The organism is Bradyrhizobium sp. I1.14.4, from assembly GCF_050435825.1.
In the GTDB taxonomy this organism is placed as follows: Bacteria; Pseudomonadota; Alphaproteobacteria; order Rhizobiales; family Xanthobacteraceae; genus Bradyrhizobium.
On record NZ_JBNDLA010000008.1, the window covers coordinates 102,760 to 123,539 of the forward strand.

21 protein-coding genes are annotated in these 20,780 nt (G+C 65.0%); 7 read left to right on the forward strand and 14 right to left on the reverse strand.

The features are described 5' to 3' along the window. Positions 1–9 precede the first annotated feature (9 nt). Positions 10–1,257 carry an MFS transporter gene (locus ABIB78_RS18230; RefSeq protein ID WP_429027406.1) on the forward strand — a complete coding sequence of 416 codons (1,248 nt, stop codon included), beginning with the start codon at positions 10–12 and terminating at the stop codon, positions 1,255–1,257. A gap of 19 nt (positions 1,258–1,276) precedes the next feature. On the opposite strand, the gene ABIB78_RS18235 is transcribed toward ABIB78_RS18230, so the two are convergent. Next, positions 1,277–2,254 carry a quinone oxidoreductase family protein gene (locus tag ABIB78_RS18235; protein WP_429026993.1) on the reverse strand — a complete coding sequence of 326 codons (978 nt, stop codon included), beginning with the start codon at positions 2,252–2,254 and terminating at the stop codon, positions 1,277–1,279. A 92-nt stretch (positions 2,255–2,346) separates the two neighbouring features. On the opposite strand from ABIB78_RS18235, the gene ABIB78_RS18240 reads away from it, so the two are divergent. Both ABIB78_RS18240 and ABIB78_RS18245 read left to right on the forward strand, forming a co-directional pair. Further along, on the forward strand, positions 2,347–2,751 hold the full coding sequence (locus ABIB78_RS18240) for a winged helix-turn-helix transcriptional regulator (RefSeq protein ID WP_429026995.1): 405 nt from the start codon (positions 2,347–2,349) through the stop codon (positions 2,749–2,751). 78 nt (positions 2,752–2,829) lie between these two features. Continuing rightward, positions 2,830–3,555: a cupin domain-containing protein gene (locus ABIB78_RS18245; RefSeq protein WP_429026998.1), complete on the forward strand. Its 726-nt coding sequence runs from the start codon at positions 2,830–2,832 to the stop codon at positions 3,553–3,555. Between the two features lie 62 nt (positions 3,556–3,617). Here the strand turns inward: ABIB78_RS18245 and ABIB78_RS18250 are convergent, their stop codons facing one another. From ABIB78_RS18250 to ABIB78_RS18290, 9 genes are all read right to left on the reverse strand, one after another. After that, positions 3,618–3,887, reverse strand: a complete 270-nt coding sequence (locus ABIB78_RS18250; RefSeq protein ID WP_429027407.1) for a hypothetical protein — start codon at positions 3,885–3,887, stop codon at positions 3,618–3,620. A 1,502-nt stretch (positions 3,888–5,389) separates the two neighbouring features. Beyond that, positions 5,390–6,877, reverse strand: coding sequence for an Asp-tRNA(Asn)/Glu-tRNA(Gln) amidotransferase subunit GatB (gene gatB, locus ABIB78_RS18255; RefSeq protein WP_429027001.1), 1,488 nt, complete (start codon positions 6,875–6,877; stop codon positions 5,390–5,392). A 118-nt stretch (positions 6,878–6,995) separates the two neighbouring features. Beyond that, a complete protein-coding gene (locus ABIB78_RS18260; RefSeq protein ID WP_429027004.1) occupies positions 6,996–8,357 on the reverse strand; it encodes a patatin-like phospholipase family protein in 1,362 nt (453 codons plus the stop codon). 153 nt (positions 8,358–8,510) lie between these two features. Then, positions 8,511–8,801: a hypothetical protein gene (locus tag ABIB78_RS18265; RefSeq protein WP_429027006.1), complete on the reverse strand. Its 291-nt coding sequence runs from the start codon at positions 8,799–8,801 to the stop codon at positions 8,511–8,513. 3 nt (positions 8,802–8,804) lie between these two features. Beyond that, positions 8,805–10,277, reverse strand: a complete 1,473-nt coding sequence (gene gatA, locus ABIB78_RS18270) for an Asp-tRNA(Asn)/Glu-tRNA(Gln) amidotransferase subunit GatA (RefSeq protein ID WP_429027008.1) — start codon at positions 10,275–10,277, stop codon at positions 8,805–8,807. Continuing rightward, positions 10,274–10,504 carry a hypothetical protein gene (locus ABIB78_RS18275; RefSeq protein WP_429027010.1) on the reverse strand — a complete coding sequence of 77 codons (231 nt, stop codon included), beginning with the start codon at positions 10,502–10,504 and terminating at the stop codon, positions 10,274–10,276. Before ABIB78_RS18275 ends, gatA begins: the two co-directional genes overlap by 4 nt. A gap of 78 nt (positions 10,505–10,582) precedes the next feature. Continuing rightward, positions 10,583–10,870 carry an Asp-tRNA(Asn)/Glu-tRNA(Gln) amidotransferase subunit GatC gene (gene gatC, locus ABIB78_RS18280; protein ID WP_429027011.1) on the reverse strand — a complete coding sequence of 96 codons (288 nt, stop codon included), beginning with the start codon at positions 10,868–10,870 and terminating at the stop codon, positions 10,583–10,585. A gap of 101 nt (positions 10,871–10,971) precedes the next feature. Next, positions 10,972–12,048, reverse strand: a complete 1,077-nt coding sequence (locus tag ABIB78_RS18285) for an NAD(P)H-dependent flavin oxidoreductase (RefSeq protein WP_429027013.1) — start codon at positions 12,046–12,048, stop codon at positions 10,972–10,974. Between the two features lie 18 nt (positions 12,049–12,066). Beyond that, on the reverse strand, positions 12,067–13,047 hold the full coding sequence (locus ABIB78_RS18290) for an NAD(P)H-dependent flavin oxidoreductase (protein ID WP_429027015.1): 981 nt from the start codon (positions 13,045–13,047) through the stop codon (positions 12,067–12,069). Positions 13,048–13,152: 105 nt separating this feature from the next. Between ABIB78_RS18290 and ABIB78_RS18295 the strand changes: the two genes are divergently transcribed. From ABIB78_RS18295 to ABIB78_RS18305, 3 genes are all read left to right on the forward strand, one after another. Then, positions 13,153–14,043, forward strand: coding sequence for a LysR substrate-binding domain-containing protein (locus ABIB78_RS18295; protein ID WP_429027017.1), 891 nt, complete (start codon positions 13,153–13,155; stop codon positions 14,041–14,043). A gap of 248 nt (positions 14,044–14,291) precedes the next feature. Further along, entirely contained in the window at positions 14,292–14,774 is a 483-nt protein-coding gene (gene ruvX, locus ABIB78_RS18300; RefSeq protein WP_429027019.1) for a Holliday junction resolvase RuvX, read from the forward strand. Between the two features lie 2 nt (positions 14,775–14,776). Next, complete coding sequence (locus ABIB78_RS18305) at positions 14,777–15,703, forward strand: AEC family transporter (RefSeq protein ID WP_429027021.1); 927 nt, start codon at positions 14,777–14,779, stop codon at positions 15,701–15,703. Positions 15,704–15,953: 250 nt separating this feature from the next. On the opposite strand, the gene ABIB78_RS18310 is transcribed toward ABIB78_RS18305, so the two are convergent. Both ABIB78_RS18310 and ABIB78_RS18315 read right to left on the reverse strand, forming a co-directional pair. Beyond that, positions 15,954–16,724, reverse strand: coding sequence for a CPBP family intramembrane glutamic endopeptidase (locus ABIB78_RS18310; protein ID WP_429027023.1), 771 nt, complete (start codon positions 16,722–16,724; stop codon positions 15,954–15,956). Between the two features lie 128 nt (positions 16,725–16,852). Continuing rightward, complete coding sequence (locus ABIB78_RS18315; RefSeq protein ID WP_429027024.1) at positions 16,853–18,496, reverse strand: acyl-CoA dehydrogenase family protein; 1,644 nt, start codon at positions 18,494–18,496, stop codon at positions 16,853–16,855. 205 nt (positions 18,497–18,701) lie between these two features. On the opposite strand from ABIB78_RS18315, the gene ABIB78_RS18320 reads away from it, so the two are divergent. Then, positions 18,702–19,781 carry an IS630 family transposase gene (locus ABIB78_RS18320; protein ID WP_429027027.1) on the forward strand — a complete coding sequence of 360 codons (1,080 nt, stop codon included), beginning with the start codon at positions 18,702–18,704 and terminating at the stop codon, positions 19,779–19,781. Here the strand turns inward: ABIB78_RS18320 and ABIB78_RS18325 are convergent. After that, positions 19,778–20,230 (reverse strand): hypothetical protein, encoded by a 453-nt coding sequence (locus ABIB78_RS18325; RefSeq protein ID WP_429027030.1) that lies wholly within the window; start codon positions 20,228–20,230, stop codon positions 19,778–19,780. The genes ABIB78_RS18320 and ABIB78_RS18325 overlap by 4 nt on opposite strands. A 26-nt stretch (positions 20,231–20,256) precedes the next feature. Continuing rightward, positions 20,257–20,670 (reverse strand): hypothetical protein, encoded by a 414-nt coding sequence (locus ABIB78_RS18330; RefSeq protein WP_429027031.1) that lies wholly within the window; start codon positions 20,668–20,670, stop codon positions 20,257–20,259. Positions 20,671–20,780: the final 110 nt, after the last annotated feature.

Consider the following 20,780-nt stretch of genomic DNA (forward strand, 5'->3'; position numbering starts at 1 on the left):
AATGCCGCCATGCACGCCGGTTATCAACGAGCAAAGCCGTTCTACGGCTGGTACGTCGTCGCAGCAGCCTTCGTCGTGACCTTTATCGGCTTCGGCAGCGCCTATACGTTTTCGTCCTTTGTCGAGTCCTTGCAACTGGAGTTCGGCGCCTCGCGCGGCTCGGTCTCGCTGGTGTTCTCGTTCGCTGGCTTCCTGTATTTCGGTCTCGGCATCATCTCCGGTCCGCTTGCCGATCGCTGGGGCGCCCGCAGGCTCGCGGGCCTTGGAATGGCGCTGGTCGGTCTCGGCATGGTGCTGGCGGGACAGGCGCAGACCATCCTCCAGGTCTATGCCGCCTACAGCATCGGCATTGGCGCCGGCGTCGGTTGCGCCTACGTCCCGACCTTGGGCGCCGTGCAACACTGGTTCGTCCGGCGGCGCGGTTTTGCGTCGGGCCTCGCCGTCAGCGGGATCGGCGTCGGGACACTGGCGATGCCGCCGCTCGCGACCTGGCTGATCACGGGCTTCGGCTGGCGCGATGCCTATGTCGTGCTGGGCGTTGTCGCCGCCGTCGCTGGCATCGGAGCATCGCTCTTGATCGCGGACGATCCGCACCGCTACGGCACCGGACCGGACGGCGATCCGCTTGAGGCGGTTGCAGGCGCGCCGCCCCGCGGGGGTGTTTCGATCCGCGACGCGGTGCGGACCGCCCGCTTCGCCGGGCTCTATGCGGCATGCCTGATCAGCGCGTTCGGGGTGTTCGTGCCCTTCGTGCACCTGGTCCCCTTTGCGGTCGATCATCAGGTGGCGCCGACGCTCGCCGTGCTGCTGCTCGGGATCATCGGCGTCGGCAGCACCGCCGGCCGGTTCTTCCTCGGCGGCATCGCCGACCGGGTCGGCCGCGACGCTTTCCTGATTGCGATGTATCTCGGCATGGCCGTCTCGCTGGCGATCTGGGCGATCGCCGGCACGTTCTGGTCGCTCACGGTCTTTGCGCTGCTGTTCGGCGTGTTCTATGGCGGCTGGGTGGCGATCCTGCCCGCCGTCGTCACCGACCATTTCGGCGGCCGCTATGTCGGCGGCATCATCGGCATCCTCTACACCAGCGTCGCTGTTGGCACGCTGCTGGGTCCAAGCGCCGCCGGCTTCGCCTACGATATCAGCCACAGCTACTTCATTCCGGTGGCGATCAGCGCAGCCGCCAACCTCGTCGCCGCCCTCATCGCGACGACGACAATGCGAACGGCCTCGCCGATCACCTCGGTCTCGCAGGCGTAACACCCCGACCGCCGGAGCGCTATGGATACAGGACCACCTTGCCGGTGGTCCCGCGCGCCTCGATCGCACGATGTGCCTCAGCAACGTCATCGAGGGCATATCGGCCGCCGATACGCACCGTGAGTTCGCGCCGTCCAACGAGCCCGTAGAGTTCTGCGAGGTCGGCCCGCAGGTTCTCTTCCGTCAGCAGCGGGATCAGCGCCAGCCCCTTCAACGACTGGTTCTGTCCAAACAGAGTGTTAAGCGCAGCGTGATCCAGATCGGCCCGGCCGAGCGCCCCGAACAGCACCTCGCCCTGCGGCGCGAGCGCCGCAAGGTATTCGTGCCCGATCCCCCCGACGAAGTCGTAGACAACGTCGATACGGTCGCAGCCCGCCGCGTCGGCAACGGCCGCCCCCCAACCGTCGCAAGCTGTGACGATGCCGGCATCCGCGCCAAGACTCCGGGCAATCTCGATCTTCTCGTCGGAGCCGGCCGCCGCAATGATCCTGCGCGCGCCGTGTCGTCGTGCAAGCTGGACGATAAGGGCACCGACACCGCCCGCGGCAGCCGGGATCAGCACCGTCCTGCCTGTCGGCGAACACCGTCGCACGGCATGGAGCGCGGTCAATCCCTGGACCATTGCCGCCACAGCGGCATCGAAAGGCACGTCATCCGGGATCGGATGCGCGGCACGGGCGTCGACTGTCACGAATTGTGCCCAGCCACCACTGAGGCCGTGAGCGAACAGCGGAACCGCAACGCGGCTGCCGACGGCGATGCCGGCATTCCCGTCCCCGCCGGCGTCCTCGACGACACCAGCGACTTCGACCCCCGGCGTCATTGGAAGTGGCGGCGTGAATCCATAGCGGCCCGCCCGCATCAAGACCTCGAAGTAATTCACCCCGGCAGCGATCACGCGGATCAGCACCTCACCCGCGCGAGGAGCCGGCCGAGGAATCTCAACGACGTCGAGAACGTCAGGTTCGCCAAGGCGACGCAGGAGAACAGCTTTCATGGCAACATTCCTGGTGGGTTTTCAGGAAACTGCCCCGGATGTGTTATTCGGCTCTACGCACCATTTGCTCCCCGAAACACCCCGAGGTGACCATGACGAGGGTCGTGAACAGGCTGCCGTCTCTACCGATCGAACGGGCCTTGAAGACGATCTCCGGACGCTGGAAGGCAGTGATCCTGTATCATTTGATGGATGGACCGCAGCGCCTGTCGGCCCTGCAGCGGCTACTGCCGAAGATCAGCCAGAAGGTCCTCGTGCAGCAACTGCGCGAGCTCGAGGAACATCGCCTCGTCCATCGCAAGGTATTCAGCCAGGTCCCGCCGCGCATGGAATACTCCGCCACACCACTCGGCCTGAGCCTGCAACCGATCATGCTTGCGCTGTGCGCATGGGGCACGCATCACGCGCGCGAACTGGACGAACTCGATGAAATGGCCGATTGCATCGTCCGTCCGCGCAAAGCCGGGGCTGCGGCGTCGATTGCCGCCGACCGATAGGGCCGTCCGCGAGCCCGGGGCCGGGCAAACGTGCCGCGTGCTATGCTTCCCACTCAACCGAAGCCGATCCCTTCGCCGATGACCCGCCCTACCTCTGCTACCACCTGGACATACCGGCGCGCGGACGACGCTGGCATCGTCGAGCTGGCATCGTGGCGCGGTACCGGCTCGCTTGGCCTCAGGCCGCACTTCCATGACGAGAGCCAGATCGTGCTGGTGCTGTCAGGGTCGCGCGCCATTCGGATCGACGATGCGACGGTAACAGTACCAGCAGGCCATGCCGCGCTCATTCCGGCGGGAATGCTGCATGCACCGAGACCCACATCGGACGAGGAGACGGTTTGCCTGAATGCCTATGTTCCGGCGAGCCGCGCCTCCTCATCGCTTCGGATCATCAACGTGGGGGCCCGTTGGCGGAGCGTTGACGAGATATCGGCCGAGCACATCCTCGAGATCGCCGACGACACCCTGTTGCGCGAGCCATTCCGTTCGACCGGCCTCATCGACAGGAGGGAACTCGGCATCGCGCTGACGGAAAGCGTCGAGCCGATCGGCGCGATTGCCGCAGGCTTCGGGCGAAGCCGCGAAGGGTTCAGCCGCATCGTGAGGCGCGAACTCGGCGTCGCGCCGCATGCCGGAGACTTTGACGATGCTGTTCGGCGCCGTGATCGGCGGCTATGCCGGAGGCTACCTGATCCGGGTTCTTCCCGGGCCCGTCGTCCGGCAGTTCGTGATCGCGGCTGGCGCGGTGATGACCGTGATGGAGCGAGGGAGCCGAGGCTCCCAGCTCGATATCGGTGGTGAGAGCGTTTTCGAGCGAAGTGGACGCCGGTTCGCGTGAAGAAGACGCGTCAAAATAGGAATCGCTAGTGCGTCGTCGTCATCCAGGCGCGGGCTTCGCGCTGGGCGGCCGCGATCTCGACGTCGGACATCTGCTCGGCAACTTCGCGGCGGTGCGCGATTGCGTCAGTGCGTCCCTTGAGCGCCGCCAGGTTGAACCATTTGTGCGCCGCGACGAGGTTGACCACGCCGGAGCGGCCGCTCGCCCAGTACATGCCACGTTCGAACAGCACGTCCTGGATCGCAGTCGCAGCAACCGGTACGGCGCTTTCCTGATCGATGATCCCCTGAAACATTGTCGTCATTCCCCTTTTTGTTGTTGGCCGCCCTCCCCCGAGCGCGGCCCCCGTCCACTGTTGAAACGCCTTGTTATCTTCTGCGCTGACCTTGGGATCACCGCTCGCCGTTTGCCGGCTTGTTGGGATGATCATGGCCCATCAAATTTGAAGAGGGGTTTAAGTATCGCGATGAACGGGGTGTAAATCGGTGCTGCCGGGGGCGCGTCCCGGAATCGTAGAAGTGCCTGTGCCGCAGGCACTTCCGTGCATTCGTGAACGCCGGTTTACCCTGGTGTTTCGGACAACGATAACCATGGCGGACAATGCCGCGGGCGCCGGCCGGTCCTAACCAGGCAATCAGTTTCGAAATTGACGGAGGGGTGGCACGACCAGTGGACGATCCGCGGAGCGGCGTGCGGCCGGGTGCACGGACAAATGCAACGCGAGGCCGTCAGGCCTAGTGTCGGTCCAGAACTGGAATTGGGAAAGCGGCTGCCGGGCGCGGGCTACGCGGGCCGCCGGAACGAGGGGGTCGGCGAACACGTCAGGACCAGATTTCAGCTCGGCATTCTCGCCGGTGAAATTGCGGAACCAAGCTGGCTCCGCACCGAACGAAGAAATCTCTGTTTCTTCTGCCGGACCGGTTTTGGGAAGGTTGCCCTCTCCGAAATACGATCCAGCCGTTTGACCTGATGTCTCGCCGACACCCTCTTTCGTCAGCCAGAGCCTTGGGGTGGGATGTGCCTCTCAGCAGTCCGTCCGCTGGCTCTCGCGACGTGCCGGCGTCAAGCCGCCGGCAATCCTCTCAAGGCGAGAGGCTTACTTCTTCTTGGCGACCTTGCGGGTCTTCTTCGCAGTCTTCTTCACTGCGCTCTTCGCCTTCTTCGCCTTCTTCGCCTTCTTTGCCTTCTTAGCCATGTTGCCCTCCGATATGTGAGATGGCTCTCTACTTCGCTGCGTGCACTCGGGAATCGATATGCACTACTTCCCGAATACACCAACAGACCGAAAAAAACAGTGTCCCGCTTAAGGAAGTGTTGACGCAGCGGTGGTCGTAAGCACGGCGCGCGTCGCCGGACAAATCAACGATGCATTCGCGCGACGATGCAAGAAATGCAGCAACCGCCGACATCGGCATTTGTCAACGTTGCAGGAAACGCCCGAATTGCAGGCACTTCTTGAATTCGCATTCAGCCGATCGATGCGCGACCGTCATTACGTTGAGTCGGAGGCGACGACGAAAAGCGACGCGGCGCGAACGCCGAGTCGCAACTTTTGGCAATGAAAAAATTTTCGTGGGTAAGCTGCCTTTTGCCTCGTTTGAGGTCGTCCGAACCGGATTCGCGAACGAATCGCAGCTCCGGCGATTCGGCACCGAGGAGCGTCACCGCGACCGTGGACGGAGGATGTGATGCAGGATCACGCCGCGTTCACGCGCGCGCGACGACGCCGAAGGCATCGGCGCGGGAGCATGATCCGGTTGGATCATGCGCCAAGGACAACATCATTGTCCTGTTCGTTCAGATGCCGAGCTTCGACTTCAAGAGGTCGTTGACCGCCTTCGGGTTCGCCTTGCCACCCGACGACTTCATCACCTGACCGACGAACCACTGAAGAGCTGCGGGCTTTGCCTTCGCTTGCTCGACCTTGTCGGGGTTGGCCGCGATGATGTCGTCGACCACCTTCTCGATCGCGCCGAGATCGGTGACCTGCTTCATGCCGCGCGCCTCGACGAGCGCGCGCGGATCGCCTCCCTCCTGCCAGACGATCTCGAACAAGTCCTTGGCGATCTTGCCGGAAATCGTTCCCTCGCCGATCAGGTCGACGATCGCGGCGAGTTGCTCCGCCGACACCGGAGAGGCCGCGATCTCCACGCCTTCCTTGTTGAGACGACCGAACAGCTCGTTGATCACCCAGTTGGCGGCGAGCTTGCCGTCGCGCGCCTTGTCGGCAAGACCTGACAGCACCGTCTCGTAGAACTCCGCGCTCTCGCGCTCGGCGACCAGCACGCTCGCATCATAGGGCGACAGGCCGAAGCCCGTAATAAAACGGGACTTCTTCTCGTCCGGCAACTCGGGCAGCTGCGCCCTGAGATCGTCGACGAAGGCCTGGCTAAACTCAAGCGGCAGCAGGTCGGGATCCGGGAAGTAGCGGTAGTCGTGCGCCTCTTCCTTGGAGCGCATCGAGCGCGTCTCGCCCTTGTCCGGGTCGAACAGCCGGGTCTCCTGGTCGATCGAGCCGCCGTCCTCGATGATCTCGATCTGACGCCGCGCCTCGTAATCGATCGCCTGGCCGATGAAGTTGACCGAGTTCATGTTCTTGATTTCGCAGCGAGTGCCGAGCGCGGTCTCGCCATGGCGGCGCACCGAGACGTTGACGTCGGCGCGCAGGCTGCCCTTCTCCATGTCGCCGTCGCAGGTGCCGAGGTAGCGCAGGATCGAGCGCAGCTTGGTGACGTAGGCCTTGGCCTGCTCGGCGTCGCGGATGTCGGGCTTCGAGACGATCTCCATCAGCGCGACGCCGCAACGGTTGAGGTCGACATAGGACATCGTCGGCGACTGATCGTGCAGCAACTTGCCGGCGTCCTGCTCCAGATGCAGCCGCTCGATCCCGATCGTGACGCTGCGGCCGCCGTCGAGCTCGAGCGACACCTCGCCCTCGCCCACGATCGGCGACTTGTACTGGCTGATCTGATAGCCCTGTGGCGAGTCCGGATAGAAATAGTTCTTGCGGTCGAACACCGAACGCAAATTGATCTTCGCATTCAGCCCAAGACCGGTACGCACCGCCTGGCGGACGCACTCCTCGTTGATCACGGGCAGCATGCCCGGCATCGCGGCATCGACCAGCGAGACATGGGAGTTGGGCTCGCCGCCGAATGCGGTCGATGCGCCCGAGAACAGTTTTGAGTTCGAGGTGACCTGGGCATGGATCTCCATGCCGATCACGACCTCCCAATCGCCGGTGGCGCTCTTGATCAGTCTATGCGGGGCGGCAGATGCGGTCATGGATCTCGGTTTCCGGATAAAGTGATATCTGGGATGGATTGGGCTTCGCGCAACCGATCGCGCCAGTCAAGCCGCCTGGCAGTCCCCTTGCAGCCCGCATCGGCGCATCCGGCGCAGATCAGAGCCCGCGCCGGAACTGCTGATAGGCCTTGCTCGAGCGCAGCGCGTCCGCGCCGCCCGCGATCAGTTGGTCGACCTGCTCCGGCGGCAGCGAAAGCCGCGTCGGGATCGCGTTCAGGATACCGGCACGCTCCGGTCCAAGCCGGTCGAAGCCGAGCCGCTCGACATAGATCGCGACGTCGCCGCATTTCCAGCCGGCACCGACGCCGAGCCTGGTGCGATCCGCCGCCGACAGGCCGCAGCGCCAGTGCTTGAGCTTGCCGGACCAGTCGTCGGCGAGCGCCGTGAAGGCGGCGTAGCTCGAGCGCACGCTGGCATCGATCGCGGTGTCGGCGGCCGCGGACACCAGCTCGACACCACTCGGTCCTTCGAGCGTCTGCACGAAATCGCCGGAGATGCCGCGGCCGGCGTCGACCACCAGGAACAGGATGCGCTTCAGCTTGGCCGCCTGCCGTTCGCTCAGCGGCTCGTAGGGGTGCTGCGCGGCGAGCAGGCCGATGCTCAGCCCCGAAAGGCCGTAATTGTCGACGAGCCCGCCATCGAGCAGCTTGACGTAGCGCATTGAGCCGTCGCGGTAACGCGCCTGGGCCTCGGCGTAGGAGCGCAGCAGCGGCTGCGCGTTCGGATCGTTGCGCACCCGGTCGAACCAGGACGGCAGCGGCGCTGCGCAGCCGCCGGGATAGGTTTGCAGCACGATCGGGGCGAACGCCAGCGGCACCGCGGCGGATGCCGCCACCGCTTCGGCGACTCGATAGGAGCGGATGTCGCTGCACAGCGCGTCGAACGACGTCTTGCCGAACACGAACGGCGTGCGGTTGTAGATGTCCGACGCGTTGATCCACACCCGCGGCCGGCGGTCGTCGGGCAAGGCCTCGAACCGCGCACCGTCGAACACATTTTGATCGAGCCAGTCGGTGAACTGGCTGTCGTTGACGCCGCCGCCCAGCGCGCGCCCGATATTGCCGAGCGAGATCCGGGTCTTCAGTCCCTCCTCGGCGTTGCGCAGCAGAAAGCGTTCGCGGAAATCGTCGAGCGCCGCGCGGCGCTTCAGTCCGAAATAGGCGGCGGTGACCGATCCGCCGGAGACGCCGGAGACAAAGTCAACGCGGTCGAGCAGCGTCTTGGTGCCGGCCGCACTCGAACGCGTCCGGTCAAGCTCCTCGAGCACACCGAAGGAAAACGCCGCCGCGCGGGTGCCGCCGCCGGAGAACGACAGCGCGAGCAGCAGGTCATCTTCGTAGATTGGGAAGTCGCGGGCGCTGCTGTTATCGGCGAGCGCAGCACCGAGCGGCACATTGCCGGGCAGATTGTAGACGGACGCACAGCCGGCAAGGCCTGCTGCCGCCACGGCCACCAGCATTGCTGACAGCCATCCCCCTATGCCCGACCCACGCACGACTACTCTCTTTGTTGCTGGCCCCCGGCCGGTTCCGCAGCCTATCACGGCCAATCTGGGCGGCGGCATGGCGGCCGAAACAGGGTTAATGCTCGCGGTGCCTTGGCACCGGCAAACTCAGGCGCTTTCCGTCAAAAGCGTGGAAACGATCCGCTCCCACTCGGCCTCGAGCGAGTCACTGGCAACGGGCTGATTGGCGTGGCGATACCAGTAGCCCGCATTGGCAAGATCGCCCTCGACGCGATGCAGATAGGCATGAACCCAGGCCGAGTTGACGTCGCTTCCATCCTTCACGATGTCGTGCGCCTTGGCCCAATCGCCCTTCTTTGCCCACCACAATGCGGCGAGCGGCGGCGACAGCGCGGTGTCCGGCGCTGCGTCAGCGAGACTGGCGCGGAAATCCGTCATCGCTCACCACCATCTTGGCGCCGCGAACCGGCCGGCCGCCTGCTCGATCACCTCGCCGAGCGAGAACAGCGTCTCCTCGTCGAACGGACGGCCGATCAGCTGCAGGCCGAGCGGCAGGCCTTGGGTGTCCTTGCCTGCGGGCACGGCGATGCCCGGCAGGCCCGCCATGTTCACGGTCACCGTGAAGATGTCGTTGAGATACATCTCCACGGGATCGCCGCCCTTCTCGCCGATGCCGAACGCCGCCGACGGCGTCGCCGGCGTCAGGATCGCGTTCACGCCCTTGGCGAAGCAGTCCTCAAAGTCCTTCTTGATCAGCGTCCGCACCTTTTGCGCACGCAGATAATAGGCATCGTAGTAACCGGCGGAGAGCACATAGGTGCCGATCAGCACGCGGCGGCGCACCTCGTCGCCAAAGCCATCGGCGCGGGTGTTCTCGTACATCTCGAGGACGTTCTTGGCCGGCTCGCGCAGCCCGTAGCGCACACCGTCATAGCGCGCGAGGTTCGACGAGGCCTCCGCCGGCGCCACGATGTAATAGGCCGGCAGCGCGTATTTGGTGTGCGGCAGCGACACCTCGACGAGCTCGGCGCCGGCGGCCTTCAGCCATTGCGCGCCCTCGCTCCAGAGTTTTTCGATCTCGGCCGGCATGCCGTCGAGCCGATATTCCCTGGGGATGCCGATCTTCATGCCCTTCACGGACTTGCCGATCGCGGCCTCGTAATCCGGCACCGCGATGTCGACCGACGTCGTGTCCTTGGGATCGTGACCCGCCATCGAGCGCATCAGAATCGCGGCATCGCGCGTCGAGCGCGCGATCGGGCCGGCCTGGTCGAGCGAGGACGCAAACGCCACGATGCCCCAGCGCGAGCAGCGGCCATAGGTCGGCTTGATGCCGACGGTCGCGGTGAAAGCCGCGGGCTGGCGGATCGAGCCGCCGGTGTCGGTCGCGGTCGCGCCCATGCAGAGCAGCGCCGCCACCGCCGACGCCGAGCCGCCGGACGAGCCGCCGGGCACCAGCGTGGTGTTGGATCCCTCGCGCCGCCACGGATTGGTGACCGGGCCGAAGCACGAGGTCTCGTTCGACGAGCCCATCGCGAACTCGTCATTGTTGAGCTTGCCGAGCAGCACCGCGCCGTCGCGCCACAGCTGCGAGGTCACCGTCGATTCGTAGGGCGGGATGAAATTGCCGAGGATCTTCGAGCACGCCGTGGTCCTGATATCGCGGGTCGCGAACAGGTCCTTGATGCCAAGCGGAATGCCGGCGAGCGGTCCGCCCTCGCCTTTTGCAATTTTCGCATCGGCGGCCTTGGCCATCTCGCGCGCGCGGTCGGGCGTCTCGAGCACATAGGCATTGAGCACGCGCGCGTCTTCGATGGCGGCGAGATGCGCATCGGTCAGTTCGCTTGCGGTGAAAGACTTGCTCGCCAGGCCCTCGCGGGCCTCGGCGATCGTCAGCGATGTCAAATCGGTCATTTATTGATTGGGCTGCAGAAGAACGGAGAAAGGGTCTTGTCGTTGGCGGGATCGTCCTGCCGGGCTTTGGCGTTTTCCTTGGCGCGCTCGGCATCGAGCGCCTCGAGCTGGTCGAGCACCGCGTCGATCGCCTCGTTGGGATCGGCGACCTTCCCCTTGCGCTCCATCACATCAAGGAAGTCCATATAAGCCTTGTAGGCCTTCTCATCGTCGCAGAGCAGACACATCGGACTTTGTCGCTTTTGTTTGACGCGTTTTCTTCACGCGAACCGGTATCCGCTTCGCTAGAAAACGCTGTGCTAGAGTTACTCGACCACCTTCGGCACCAGGAAGAAGTGGTTCATCGTATCGGGCGCGTTGCGGACGATGGCGTCGGCGATCTCGCCGTCATTGACCACGTCCGCGCGTTTCTTCATCTCCATCGGTGTCACCGAGGTCATCGGCTCGACGCCGTCGATATTCACTTCCGACAGCTGCTCGACAAAGGCCAGCATCGCGTTCAGCTCGCCCTGGAGATGGGGAACTTCGGCGTCGCTGACCGCGATCCGCGCCAGATGCGCGATGCGGCGGACAGTCGTGGCGTCTACGGACATTAATATAGGGCCCCAGATCTTAAAGGTCAGGCTGAAAGGTCAGCCTGCCGTATAGCAGAGGCCGGTTTTGCGCCGCAACCGCGCTGGAAGCGGGGGCAAAATCAGCCCCCTAGCCGCCCCATCCGCGCCAGCGCGGCCCCAGCCAGCGCCCGGGTCAGCTCGGTGGCCGGCATTTCCTTGCCCATCCGCACCGCCTGCCCGGCCCACAGATTGGTGAAATCGACCTTGCCCTGTTTTTCGGCGGCCGCCTTCAGAGGCCCGAGGGCGGTCGCCGCATGCGGGAAGTCAGGCGCGTCCGGCGAGATCGGGCCGACCTCGCGCATCACGCGGTTGGCGACGCCGCGCGCCGGACGGCCGGTCATCACATTGGTGATGACGGTCGATTCGTCGCTCGCCTGCGCCAACGCGACGCGGCCTGCCGCGGTGACCTTGGACTCCGGACAGCGCAGGAACGCTGTACCGATCTGCACGGCCGAGGCGCCGAGCGCGAATGCCGCCGCGATCCCGCGCCCGTCAGCGATGCCGCCGGCCGCGACGACCGGCACCCTCACCGCATCCACCACCTGCGGCAGCAGCGAGAACGTGCCGGGCTGCTCGGCGATCGTCTCGGTCAGGAACATGGCGCGATGGCCGCCGGCGTCGGCGCCTTGCGCGATGACGACGTCGGCGCCGTTCTCCTCGAGCCAGATCGCCTCCTTCACCGTGGTCGCCGACGACATCACAATGGCGCCCACAGCCTTCACCCGCTGCAACAGCTTTGGCTCCGGCAGGCCGAAATGGAAGCTCACGACCTCGGGTTTCAGTTCCTCGACCACTGCGCAGAACGCCGGATCGAACGGCGCGCGGTTCGCCGCATTGATCGGCGCATCCGGATCGAGGCCGTGTTCGCGATAGTAGGGCGCCAGCCGCTGCCGCCAGTTTGCCTCGCGCGTGGGATCGGCGTCGACCGCCTTGTGGCAGAAGAAGTTGAGATTGATCGGCGCAGACACGCGCTGGCGGATGAGTTTGACCTGCTCGCGCGCCTTCTCGGCCGACAGCATCGCACATGGCAGCGAGCCGAGCCCGCCGCCCTGCGCCACCGCAATTACCAGCTCCGCATCCATCACGCCGGCCATCGGCGCCAGCACGATCGGGAATTCGGTCTTGAAACGATCGATCAATCGACGGTCCGGCCACATGGTCTGCCTCGCGCTTGTTCAGGTCAAAGAGGAAAGAGAGTTGCGCCGGCCCTGCAGCGACTGCTCGGCCTCGGCGACGATGCGGCCGACGATCTCGGCCGCAGGCGCAATATCGTGGATCAACCCGACCGCGCTGCCTGCAATCACGGCCGCGATGTCGAAATCGCCGCGCATTCTAGCCTCCGCATATTCGGCGGCAACCTGCTTCAGGTTCTGCATCATTTCAACCTCTCGCCCGATCCAGCGCCGCACCTGATCGTTGACGAGACAGCGTCCATTGAACGGTGCCGGCCATACATTGTTGCGCGAGAGATCGAAGATAATGCTGCGCACGGTCTCGCCGCTCCGGGCTGCGCAGACCCGGCGTTTCGCCTCCTCGGCGATGTCGGCCTCCTGGCTAGCATAGAAGCGTGTACCCATCAGCACGCCGGAGGCGCCAAGCATCAGCATCGCGGCGAGGCCCCGGCCGTCCGCAATGCCGCCGGCGGCGACCACTGGCACGCGCCCCGCGGCGAGATCCACGATCGTCGGCACGATATCAAGCGTGGTGCGCGATGCTCCGTGGCCACCCGCCTCCGTCCCCTGCGCGACCAGGATATCAGCACCGGCCTCCAGTGCCTGCCACGCCATCTCCTCCTCCTGCACCTGGCAGATCAGGAGCGCGCCCGCCTGCTTGATCCGGGGACTGAACGGCCTCGGGTCGCCGAACGACAGCATGATCGCACGGGGCCGTGCGTCCAGCGCGATATCCAGCAGCTCCGGCTGCTTGGCCAGACTCCAGGTGATGAAGCCTATCCCGAACGGCACGGTCAATTCCCGAAGCTTCGCTGTTTCCTGTTCAAGCCAGCTTCGGTCGCCGTAGCCACCGCCGAGAATGCCGAAACCGCCGGCGGCACTGACCGCCGTGACGAGCCGTACCCCGGAAACAAAATCCATGGGCGCGAGCAGGATCGGCTGACGGATACCCAAAAGCGCAGACAGCGGCGTCTCGATCGGCACGGCTCCCTCCCTGGATGATGGACATCCAGACTAGAGCAGCATAACATTCTCGGAAAATGAATGATAGTGAACGCTATCATCTCTAAAATGAAACGGTGGTCCCAGATGGAATTGACCGACCTGCTCACCTTTTCCACGGTCGCCCGGCTCGGCGGCATCACCCGGGCGGCCGAAGAGCTGAATACCGTGCAGTCCAACGTCACCCAGCGCATCAAGGCGCTGGAGGCCGACATCGGCACGGCGCTGTTCGAGCGTCATAGCCGCGGCATGTCGCTGACCGGGGCCGGCCGCCGCCTCTTGCCGTATGCGCAGCGCATGGCGGCGTTGTCGCGCGAAGCCGTGCTCGCCGCACGCGACGATGGCGAGCCGAAGGGTCCGCTGTCGATCGGCTCGATGGAGACCACCGCCGCGGTGCGGCTGCCGACGCTGCTTGCCGGGTTTCATCGCCGCTATCCGGCCGTGCGCCTGACCTTGCGCACCGCACCGACCGCCGATCTCGTCGCCGCCGTGCTCGACGGGTCGCTCGATGGCGCCTTTGTCGCCGGTCCGATCGAGCACGCCGAACTCACCGCAACGCCCGCATTCACCGAGGAACTGGTGCTCGTCACCGCGCAGCGCTGGAAATCGCTTGCCGCCTTGCGCGCCGGCACCTCGGAGTCGGGCCCGACCGCGCTGGTGTTCCGCACCGGCTGCACCTACCGGCAACGCCTCGAACAGGTCTTCACCGAGTTCGGCTGGCCGTCGGCCGCCCGCTTCGAACTCGGCACGCTTGACGGCATGGTCGGCTGCGTCGCCGCCGACATGGGCGTGACACTACTGCCGCGCGCGGTGGTCGAGCGAGACCACGTCCAGCGCGACATCAATATCCACAAGCTCAATCCGCGGCACGCGCATGTCGAGACACTGTTCATCCAGCGCCGCACCGCGCATCAGTACAGCGCGTTGCAGGGACTTGCCGCGTGCCTTGGCGGCGACGATCGGGTGATCGCCGCCTGAACGGCATGCAATCGCATTTGGGATCAGTGTCTCCATAGACTCGTCATGCCCGGGCTCGTCCCGGGCATCCACGTCTATGCTTACACGGAGGGAAAGACGTGGATGGCCGGGACAAGCCCGGCCATGACGGTGTCAGAGGATCCGTCTATTCCAAAGGCAATAGCCCAGTTTGACCGGCGTTTTCGCATGGACGGCCGCCCGTCGCCGGGCTTTGCCTCGGCGCGCGCCCACGTGCTAAGCGCAAGGCCATGCCCGCCCCCATCCTTCCCCTGATCGAAGCCGCGCGGCACTGGCCCGACCGCGGCGCGCTTGTCGGCCTCGACCTCGGCACCAAGACCATTGGCGTTGCCGTCTCCGATCCGGACCGGCGGCTTGCGACCGGCGTCGAGACCATCCACCGCAAGCAGTTCAAGGCCGATGCGGCGCGGCTGCTTGCGATCGCGGCCGAGCGCAACGCCGCAGGCTTCGTGCTCGGCCTGCCGATCAACATGGACGGCAGCGAAGGCCCGCGCGCGCAATCGACGCGGGCATTTGCCCGCAACCTTGCCGGCCTCACCGCGCTTGCGATCGGACTGTGGGACGAGCGTCTGTCGACCGCCGCGGTCGAGCGCGAGCTGATCGGGATGGATGTCAGCCGCGCCCGCCGCGCCGAGGTGATCGACGAGCACGCCGCGATCTTCATCCTGCAGGGCGCGCTCGACCGGCTCGCGAAACTGCGCGGGGACCGCTGACGATGGCCGTGGTGATCGCGGCGCTATTGCCGGTGTTCCTGCTGATCGTGCTCGGCTTCGTCCTGAAGCGCACGCTGATGCCGACAGACACCCAATGGCACGGGCTCGAGCGGCTGACCTACTACGTGCTGTTTCCGGTGCTGCTGGTGCAGACGCTGGTGAAGGCCGACCTGACTAAAGTGCCGGTCGCGGGTGTCGGCGGCGCGCTGCTGCTCGCGGCGCTTTTGATGTGCCTGCTCTGCCTCGCGCTGCGTGGCCCGCTCGCCCGCGCCGGCGTCGACGGTCCCGCCTTCACCTCGATCTTCCAGGGCGCAACCCGCTGGCAGACCTATGTCGCGCTGTCGGTGTCGCGCAATCTCTATGGCAGCACAGGCCTTGCGCTGGCCTCGGTCGCGATGGTCGCGATCATCCCGCTGGTCAACGTCTTCAGCGTCGCCGTGCTGGCGAAATATGCCTCGTCCGAGAAGCGGTCGACCGGCGCGATCGTGACGACGGTGGTGAAGAACCCGCTGATCTGGGCCTGCGTGATCGGGCTCGTCATCAACGTTGCGCACATCCCGCTGCCGCAGATCTGGCACGACGTCGCCGACGCTCTCGGCGGCTCGTCGCTCGCGATCGGCCTGCTCGTGACCGGCGCCGGGCTGCATCTGGAAGGCATCTTCCGCCCCAGCCTCGCCGCCAGCGTCGCGTTAGTCCTGAAGCTGGTCGCAATGCCCGTCCTAACCGTCGCGCTCGCCGTGTGGTTCGGCGTCAGCGGCGCCAATCTCGCCATCGTCGCGGCCTGCGCCGCGGTGCCGACCTCGCCGTCAGCCTATGTGCTGGCGCGCCAGATGGCCGGCGACGCGCCGCTGCTCGCCCAGATCATCACGCTGCAGACGATTTTGGCCGCGATCACGATGCCGATCGTGATTGCCGCGGTTGGGCTTTAGGGCGCGCACTCATTCGCTAGTCACGTCGGCTTTGCCCGTTGGAGCGGGCGTGAATACCTGTCGGCGTTGGGCCAAACTCACATTGCGTGCTAGAGAAAGAAAGCTGGCCACCTATCACCTATCGTGATCGTCCGGGCAGACGATTAGAGCCTGTTGCAAAACCTGCGAATGCGCCACTGCGATGGCTTGACCGTCCCGCCTGTCCCCCCCCCCGTCATTACTGATAACGCCGGAGACGCCGTTCGGGCTATCATCCCGCCAGCCACCAGGTCTGGATCGTCGCCGCAAAATTGTTCAGCCCGTGCAGCAGGATGGTCAGCCAGGTCGAGCCGGTGCGGAAGCGCAGGTATCCGAACAGGAGGCCGATCGACAGCACCTCGCACAGGAAGAACCAGTCGTACTGGAGGTGCATCACCGTCCAGACCAGCGACGACAGCAGGATCGCGCCATAGGGGCCGAGCCTGGATTCCGACCAGCCGCGATAGAGCCAGCCACGCGCGAACAGCTCCTCCCAGAGCGGCGCGGCGCCGGCGAACGCAATGATCAGAAGCCACAACGCGCTGTGCTCCTGCGCCGATTTCAGCACGTCGCCCATGAAGCCCGGCGTCACCTCGCGGCCGGCCGCGCGGGACACCATGTCCCAGGCGCCGACCAGCACGACGAGCGCGACGACGCCGATGATCACATTCTTCCACGACGTCCCGCCCAGCCCGAGATAATCGGTGAACGATATCCGGGTTCGCCGGATCGCAAACCACAGCACCAAGAGCACCATCGGCAGCCCGGCGAGGACCGAGAGCGAGATCGTCAGACCGTCGGCGACCACATGGGTGATGCCGGCCGTCGACAGTTCCCCGCCCTGCGCCATGATGCGGTAGATGATGACCGCGACCTGGCCGAGGAACATCGCGGCAAAGATGACGAGGCCCCACAGCGCGGTGCCCCAGAACTTCCAGACCCGCGGGGGCAGTGGTGGCGGTTCGATAGCGGCAGTCGCGTCTTGCGGCGTGAGAGAATCCATCAGCGAACCTCGGCTCTATCAATTCGTCATGGCCGGGCTTGTCCCGGCCATCCACGTCTTTTCTTGCCCTGCCGAAGCAAAGACGTGGATGCCCGGCACGGGGCCGCGCATGACGGTGGTGAATGTGGTCATGGCAGCGCCCGCGCCAGCAGCGCGCGCTGATCGGCATCGGATAGCTCCACCGCGCCGTACATGCCGGCGTGGCGTTCGGCAAGCCGTGTCGCCGCGAACAATTCGGCGTTCTCAGGCGAGACCTGGTTGAGCGCGGCGGCGGCCGCCAGCAGCGCCAGTTGCTCGACCGCAAGCCTTGCGATGCGCTCGCCGTCCGCTCGGCGGAACGATTGTCCGATCGAGGCGACCGCCTCAACAGCGCCCGGCAGGCCCTTGGTCTCGTCGGCGAGCGCCCGCAGCACGGCCAGTGCGGCATCGGCCTCGCGGCCGAGCGCGCGGAGCACGTCGAGGCACATCACGTTGCCGGAGCCTTCCCAAATCGCGTTGACCGGCGACTCCCGGTAGTGGCGCGCCAGAATGCCCTCCTCGACATAGCCATTGCCGCCGAGGCACTCCATCGCCTCGTAGAGGAAACCTGGTGCGCTCTTGCAGATCCAGTATTTGATCGCCGGCGTCAGCAGCCGCATATAGGCGGCCTCGCCTGCATCGGCAGGCGCGCGATCGAAGGCACGGCAGAGCCGCATCACCAGCGCGATGGACGCCTCGACATGCAGCGACATGTCCGACAGCACCGCCTGCATCAGCGGCTGGTCGGCGAGATGCTTCTGGAACACGCTACGGTGCCGCGCGTGATTGAGCGCATGCGCCAGCCCCGAGCGCATCAGGCCGGCGGACGCGATCGCGCAATCCTGCCGCGTCAACTGCACCATCTGGATGATGGTGCGGATGCCCTTGCCCTCCTCGCCGATCAATTCGGCATGGGCGCCGTGGAATTCGACCTCCGACGAAGCGTTGGATCGGTTGCCGAGCTTGTCCTTCAAGCGCTGGAAATGGATCGCATTGACCGTGCCGCCGGGCGCAAAGCGCGGCATGAAGAAACAGCTCAGGCCGTCCTTGGCCTGCGCCAGCACCAGGAACGCGTCGCACATCGGCGCCGACATGAACCATTTGTGCCCGGTGATGCGATAGGTGCCGCCGTCGCGCTCGGCACGCGTCATGTTGGCGCGCACATCGGTGCCGCCCTGCTTTTCCGTCATGCCCATCCCGAGCGTCATGCCGCGCTTGGTCCACCACGGCGCAAAGCCGGGATCGTAGGCGCGCGTGGCGATGACAGGCATCGTCTTCGCCAGAATATCCGGCTGCGAGGCCAGCGCCGCAACCGAGGCACGCGTCATCGTGATCGGACAGAGATGGCCGGTCTCGACTTGCGCGGCGATATAGAATTTCGCCGCACGCACCACTTCGGCCGCCCCGCCGGCCGGCTTGCCGTCCGCGCTCCAGGTTGAGTTGTGCACGCCGGCATGCGCCGAGTGCGCCATCAGCTCGTGATAGGCCGGATGAAACTCGACCTCGTCGCGGCGATTGCCCCTGGCATCGAACAAGCGCAATTTCGGCGTGTTCTCGTTCGCGACGCGGCCGCGCTCCGCCATCGCTGCCGATCCCCAATGCTTGCCGAAATCCGACAGTTCAGCCGTGGCCGCCGCCCCGCCATTGGCGGCAACGGCCGCGACGAGCGGCGCGTCCGTCGTGAACAGGTCGACATCCCAAAACGGCGGCGACTGGTTGAGGACGTCGTGGGTGGCAAACGAAGCCTGCGTCATGGTCTCCTCGGGAGCAGTCTCGCTGCGTCCATGGGCCCGGACAACGGCCTCCTCCGGCCGGGATCACGAGCCAATCGTCACGCAGTGGAATCGGGGGATCATAAGCCCGCGAGCCGGCGCCGGGCAGCGAAAAATGCGCCCTCTGCTAGTGTTCCGATGCTGACGAACGATTCACAAATCGGTTCAGACCTGCGAATCTGGGCCGATGAGGACGATCGAACGGATTTCGATTAGCAAAGCTGATCGTGAAGGATTGGAGGGGCTGGTCCGAAACCGGAACACGCCCCAGAAGGCGGTTTGGAGAGCGCGGATCGTGCTTTTGACCAGCGACGGGCTGACGGCGGAAGCGATTGCGGCGGCCGTGGGCAAGAGCCTTCTGACGGTACGCCGCTGGCGCCGCCGCTATGTTGCCAAGGGAGCGGACGGGCTTTTGAAGGACGCAACCCGGCCTTCGCGCGTCAAGCCGTTGAGCCCTGAGAAGATCAAGCAAGTGGTGCATATGACGCTGCACGAGAAGCCTCCGAAGGCAACGCATTGGAGCGGGCGCAGCATGGCGGCGGTAGCGGGCATTTCCTACAGCAGCGTCCAACGGATCTGGCGTGCGCATGGGCTGAAGCCGCATCTGGTTAAGACGTTCAAGGTCTCGCGCGATAAGCACTTCGCCGCGAAGGTCGAGGATGTGGTCGGGCTTTATCTCGATCCGCCGGACAAGGCGCTGGTTCTCTGCGTCGATGAAAAGAGCCAAATTCAAGCCCTCGACCGCACCCAGCCCGGCCTGCCGATGAAGAAGGGCCGCGCCGGAACGATGACCCACGACTATAAGCGCAACGGCACCACGACGCTGTTTGCAGCGCTCAACATGCTGGACGGCAGGGTCATTGGGACGTGCATGCCACGCCATCGGCACCGGGAGTTTCTGCGCTTTCTCAAGCTGATTGACCAACAGATCGCCGAGGGTCTCGACCTTCACCTCATCGTGGACAACTATGCCACGCATAAGACCACGGCCGTGAAACGCTGGCTCAAGGCACACCCGCGCTTCCACCTGCACTTCACGCCCACCTCGGCGTCCTGGCTCAACATGGTCGAGCGCTTCTTTGCCGACATCACCCGAAACCGCATCCGCCGCGGCGCCTTCAAGAGCGTCGCCGAATTGAAAGGCGCCATCATGCAATACCTGGAAAACCACAATGCCGATCCCAAACCCTTCGTCTGGACCAAGTCTGCGAGCCAAATCCTCGAAAAAGTCGCCCGGGCGAAACAAGCGTTAGAGTCACAACACTAGATGCTTCCATGCGTCGGCGCATGGCGGCCCAGCCGCCTGTCCAGCCAATCATTTGCGCGGGTCTTGTCGGCCTCCTTCCGGGAAGCCTGGACAGGAAAGATGTCGCCCGCGTGCAGCGGCCGGTCATCGGGATAGGCCACCAGCTGCAGGTTCGACTCGTGCGCGGCCCCGTCCACCGGAGAGATGTAGGCAAACCGGATCTCGATCTTGTGCTTGATGTCGGAGCCCTGCCATTTCGGATGGTGACGCGCCAGAAGCTCGACAAGCTCGCAAGGCAACAGATCGGAGGTCGAGCTCCGCTGCCCCTCGGTCCTTTCCATATAGCATTGCTCCTTGACGCTGCTGACGCGCGCGTCGATCGGCCGGAAGTTCACCCGCTTGTCGATCTCGCCGTAGGCATAGAAACTCGCAACGCCGATGGCGATCATCCCGTAGAGACCCAGACGCATGGTTGAACTCCCATCCCGCTGAACGGTCAGATCGTGCGCGTCCTCTCCGCCTTGCTCTTGGAGGCCAGTACCGGAAACACGTCACCGGCGCGCAGCAGCTTTCCGTTGGGGAAGGCAGACATCTGCAAGCTCGAGGTGTGCGTGACATTGTCTACCGGAGAGACATAGACGACCTTCACCTCGATCTTGTGCTTCACGTCATAGCCCTGCCACTTCGGGTGCTCCTTGCGCAGCAGCTCGGCAATTTCGCAGCGGGTCAGGTCGGAAGTAAACGTCGTCTTGGTGATGACGCCGCGCTCGACCTTTTCCAGATAGCATTGCTCGCTGACGCCGCTGATGCGTGCATCGACGCGCTGAAAATTCGCGCTCTTGTCGTATTGATCGTAAATCGCGATGCCGGCGGCGCCGACGGCAATAACTGCAATGGCTCCGAAGCGCATGCTTGATGCTCCCGCGTTGCCCGTACATCGTACTCCGCCAATTAAGGAGTGTTGAACGCGCGCTCCGCTACTTTTGCGAGGGCAAGCTTTGTGTTGCGACAATGCTTCGG